The sequence below is a fragment of the Streptococcus sp. HMSC078H12 genome, assembly GCF_001814615.1.
GTDB lineage: Bacteria > Bacillota > Bacilli > Lactobacillales > Streptococcaceae > Streptococcus > Streptococcus salivarius_F.
Genome location: NZ_KV817327.1, coordinates 1,072 through 1,477 on the forward strand (window position 1 = coordinate 1,072; position 406 = coordinate 1,477).

The 406-nt window shown below is 42.4% G+C and carries 1 protein-coding gene; it reads left to right on the forward strand.

The window, feature by feature from the left end:
* Positions 1–406: hypothetical protein (locus HMPREF2979_RS10445; protein WP_261787299.1), on the forward strand; the 406-nt coding region annotated here is incomplete at both ends.

Consider the following 406-nt stretch of genomic DNA (forward strand, 5'->3'; position numbering starts at 1 on the left):
TAACCTTTGTTCCAGAAAAATCATTCACTGGTGAAGCACCAGCCGTGACAGTTGTCCGTGAAGATAAGAATGGCACTAAGGCTTCTGCAACTTATACACCAACCGTAACCCCAGTTAACCCAACTGCAACTCCAGCAGAATCAACTGGTCCTCAAGGCCTTGTTCAAACTGGAACTGTAACCTTCACTGAAGGTGATGAAGTAGCTCCAATTAATAAGGATTCGATTACTCTTCTTGATGAAAATGGTCAACCTGCAGCATCAGTAGAAGCGAAATCACCAGCAGGTGATGTAATCGGTACATATACAGTTGATAAAGAAACAGGAGTTGTGACTTTCACACCGACAGATAAATCTTATTCAGGTGATGTTGTCCCAGTTAAAGTTCAAGCAGCTGATACAAATGG